2 protein-coding genes are annotated in these 4,026 nt (G+C 78.2%); both read right to left on the reverse strand.

Going from position 1 to position 4,026, the window contains the following annotated elements; genetic code table 11:
- Positions 1–103: 103 nt before the first annotated feature.
- Complete coding sequence (locus ACGFXC_RS37475) at positions 104–1,792, reverse strand: nitroreductase family protein (RefSeq protein ID WP_393719419.1); 1,689 nt, start codon at positions 1,790–1,792, stop codon at positions 104–106.
- Positions 1,793–1,833: 41 nt separating this feature from the next.
- Complete coding sequence (locus ACGFXC_RS37480; RefSeq protein ID WP_393719420.1) at positions 1,834–3,885, reverse strand: TOMM precursor leader peptide-binding protein; 2,052 nt, start codon at positions 3,883–3,885, stop codon at positions 1,834–1,836.
- Positions 3,886–4,026 lie beyond the last annotated feature (141 nt).

Raw genomic sequence — 4,026 nt, forward strand, 5'->3', positions numbered from 1 at the left:
ACACCATCCTCGGCGTCACCGACCTCGCCTTCCCCGACCAGCTCGTCGAGATCGAAGCCGTCGCCCTCACCTCCCCCCGCTCCTGAACCCAGGGGCGACCACGCTAGACGAGGCGGTCGTCGAGGGCGGCGGTGCCCGGGAGGCGGGGGGACAGGAACGCGCACAAGGAGGTGCGGACTTCGTCCTCCCCGTCCGCGGGGCCCGTCACGGCCCGGTCGACGGCCCGCGGGTCGGTGCCCAGGACCAGCCCGCAGGCGAGCCCCAGTGCCTGCGCCGCGAGGTGGAGGTGCTGGGCGGCCGCGCCGGCTTCGGCGTGCGCGGCCCGGTAGCCGTGGGCGCCGAGCGCGTCGAGGACGGGAACGGGGCGCCAGGTGAAGGCGATGACCGCCGCGGCCTGGGCCACGGCGTAGTTCTCCAGGGCGTAGTCGCCCGCCGCGAGCCGCGCCGTCGGACCGGTCGGCAGGAGCACGTGCCGGCCGGACGCGTACTCGTAACTGCCGGGCCCGATCCCCTCGATGCGCTGTGCGAGCACCCGCATCCGGACCACGGACCGCTCCCCCGACGCCGCGGCCGCACAGCGCAGGACCACCGCCAGCTCCTCGGCGGTCAGCGGGGTGCGCGGGTCGAGGCGGCCCACGGCGGAGCGGCGCCGGGAGAGCAGGCCCGCCAGGCCGGCGCCCGGGACCGGCGCCCGGGGCAGGGGCACCGGCGGGGACGAGGTGACGGGAACCGGTGCCGGTGGGGCGCCCGGCGCCGCCCCGGGCCGCCGGCCGGCCGTGGCGGAGCGCAGGGCGTCGAGGAGGGGGAACCCGCGGGGGCGGCGGGAGCGCTCTGCGGCGCGGGGACGTCCCGGGCCGCCGCCCGTGGGTGCGGCGGGCGCGGGCGTGCCGGGCAGGGGGGCGCGGTGTTCGCCGGGGTGCCAGGCCAACGGCAGGACGGCGTAGGCGGATTCCTCGCCGGGGTCGAGCCCGAGGACGCGGCCCACGGCGTCCTCGTCGAAGTCCAGTACGGCCCGGGCCGGGTCGCCGGCCGCCCGCCGGAGCAGGTTCCAGGAGCCCAGGAAGGCGCCGATGTCGTGGGTGGCCACGTGGTAGGCGAAGTTCCCGTACTTGAAGGCCGTCTTCCAGGGGCGCAGCGTGCAGATCAGGTAGCCGCCGGTGGGCGGCGGCGGGGCGGCGGGCAGGGCCGCCCGGATCGCGGGGGTGGCGTCGCCCGTGGCGAGGCGCTCCAGGGTGTGGCGGCCGCTCGCGTAGTGCAGCAGGCCCGGCGGGACGGGCAGTCCGGGGGCGGGGGCCCAGTACAGCTCCCAGGGGTGGTTCGCGCCGCCGGACGGCGTGCCCCTGCCCCAGGCCGCGGTACGGAGCCGGGCGCGCCGGGCCGCGTCGCCGTTCCAGTCGATCTGCCAGCGTCGGGACAGGGGGCCGGCGGTGAGGTGGAGGGCCCCGGCGAAGGACCGGAGGGTGAGACCGGGCGCGCCGGCCGTCTCGGCTCCCGCTCCGCCTCCGCCTCCGCCTCCGGCGGCCGTTTCCGCGTACGTCACCGCGTCCGCGAGGCTGCCGCAGCCGTCGGCCGGGCGGGCCGTGGGCAGGGGGACCTGCTCGGCGCCGGGGTGGCTGGTGTGCGGCGAGGGGCGGTCGGACCAGTCGGGGGTGAAGTCCCCGTCGTCCAGTCCGGCCCGGGGCCGGTCCCGGACCGCTTCGATGTGGGCCAGTACGGTCGCGACCCGGGCCGGGCCGCCGGGGTGCGGCCGGGGCGGGGTCGAGGTGGCGCGGACTGCGTCGGCTTCGGCCATGGTTCCTCGGTTCCTCGGTTCCCGTTCCCCGGTTCCCCGGCTCACAGGAAGGGGTGCGGGTGGCGGTGGATCTCGTCCTCGGACAGCGGGGCGGACCTCTTGCCCGCGCGCCAGGCCGCCGTCCGCAGCCGTTGCGTGTGCAGGACGCGCTGGTAGTCCCAGCCGAAGTCGATGGGGACGAGTCCGGGCGCGATGACCGCGGCCGTCGAGACCCGGGCTCCCCGCTGCTCGGGGCAGGTCTGCTCGACCACGACGACGTCCCGGGCGACGGTGCGGACCAGGTCGACGTAGTGGAGCAGTTGGTCGCGCAGGTCGCCGTGGCGGGGCGGGGACCAGTCGGCGAACGTCTCGCGCAGCGGACGGGTCGTGGTGCGGGGGCCGGGGAAGGGCGAGCGGCCGGCCATCTGCGGCAGGCCGTACAGGGCTCCGTGGTGGTCGAGTTCGGTCACCTCCGTGTAGTCGTCGACCAGCGGGAGCAGTCCGGCCCGGTCGCGTTCCGTGCGTTCGGCGAAGCCGGGCAGGTAGCTGGCCACCTCGCGGACGGCGGCCAGGGCCGCGTCCTCGGGTTCCGGTCCGACCCCCGCCGACATGCACAGGTTTCCCGGGCCCGGTGTGCGCAGCCGGGCCACGCACAGCACGATCGGCACCGGCAGGTCCAGGCGCAGGTCGAAGAGGCGCACGTCGTAGCCGAGCGCCCGCATCCGGTCGATCGCGGCGACCGTCTGCGGGTCGGTGCAGGTGGCGGGGTCGATCTCCGGGAGGGTGGCGGCCGAGTACCAGGCCACCATGAAGGCGTCGCGCTCGATGAGTTCGAACAGGCCGTGCAGGGCCGCCTCTTCCAGGCAGCCGCCGGTGGCGCAGCCGCTCGAGGAGCCGAGGACGAACTGCTCGCGCAGCGGGTGCGGCCCGTAGTAGGCGAGTTGGGCGGGTACCAGGAGGGGGCCGCCGCGGGCGAAGGAGTGGCCCCACACCCAGCTGATCTCGCCGGCCGGGGCGAAGGGGACGAACGGGCGCGCGTGGTCGCGGTCGTGGAAGCCCTCCTCGTAGAGCACCGTGTCGCGGGGGTCGAGGGCGGGGCGGGCGGCCGCCGGGCCGGCCGAGCGGTCGTCCAGGTCCGCGAGGGCGGCCCGCAGGGCGGGGCGGCGGCCGTACGGGCGTTGTCCGGCGTACCGTTCGAGGCCTTCGAGGAGGCCGAGCGCACGGCTCTCGCGGTAGGTCGCGGCGTGGCCGCCCCAGGTGATGTCGTAGAGGGTGGTGCGCTCCGACCGGCGTCCGCCGAGCCGCAGTCTGCCGGTGACGGGGGCGTTGATGCCGGTGGAGAGCCGGTTGGCGCGCGAGGTGCCGAGCGCGCCGCAGAGCCGGTTGGTGAGCGCGTCGACGGGCAGCGGACTGGCGTGCCAGGGGCGCAGCCGGGTGAGGCCGGGCAGCGGCAGCGGCCGGGAGAGCGGGAAGCCCCGCGCCGCGGGCGGTTCGTCGTCGCGCGGGCGCGCGCAGTGGGGACAGCCGGGGTCGGCCAGGACCGTGAACCGGGTGGTGGCGCCGCTGGTCAGGTCGATCTCCAGTACGTCGGCGGGCCCGTCGGGGCGGTCCCCGTGGGACGCGGTGCGTGACCACGCCTCCCCCAGCCGGTGCAGGGCGGCCGCGACGGCGGGCACGTGCCAGCCGGCGGGTACGGGGCTGCCCGGCCCCGCAGTGGTGACGGCTCCCGCGAACTCCAGCGCCTGGCGCTCGCGTTCGGGGCGCAGCCGCGTCCACCGGCGGCGCAGACAGCCGCCGCACGGGCGGGTCGTGCCGTCGGGGGCGTGAGCGGGGCCGACGAGGACGGTGTCGCCGTAGAGGTGGACGGGGACCGTCGGCCCGCCCGGGGGCGGCAGGAGCACGGCGGCGGGCTGTGGGGCGGGGCGGCCGGGCGGGTCGAGGGCCAGGCCGAGGGAGCGGACCGGGACGTGGGCCGCGGGGAGCGCGCCGTGGGAGGCGAGGTGGGCGTGCAGTTCCCGTACGAACGCCTCGTGGCGGGCGTCGGGGGCGTCGACGGCGGGGGGCGCGGCGGGGGCGTCGGGCAGCGGGCGGGACGTGGCGCGGGTGTCAGTCACTGGGTCTCCGTCAGGGCGCCGTGGGGGGGGGGGGGGCGGGGGGGGGGCGCCCCGCCCCCCACCCCCGCGGGGGGGGACACGCCCCCGAGAGGCCGGCGGCGCCGACGGGGGGGCGGGCGCGGCCAGCCCGGGGGGGCGGGG

Source organism: Streptomyces sp. NPDC048507 (genome assembly GCF_043199995.1).
In the GTDB taxonomy this organism is placed as follows: Bacteria; Actinomycetota; Actinomycetes; order Streptomycetales; family Streptomycetaceae; genus Streptomyces.

What these genes read in the sequence shown, in the direction of transcription:
- ACGFXC_RS37475 (WP_393719419.1), bottom strand. Translation starts at nt 1,792, where the DNA reads ATGGCCGAAGCCGACGCAGTCCGCGCCACCTCGACCCCGCCCCGGCCG.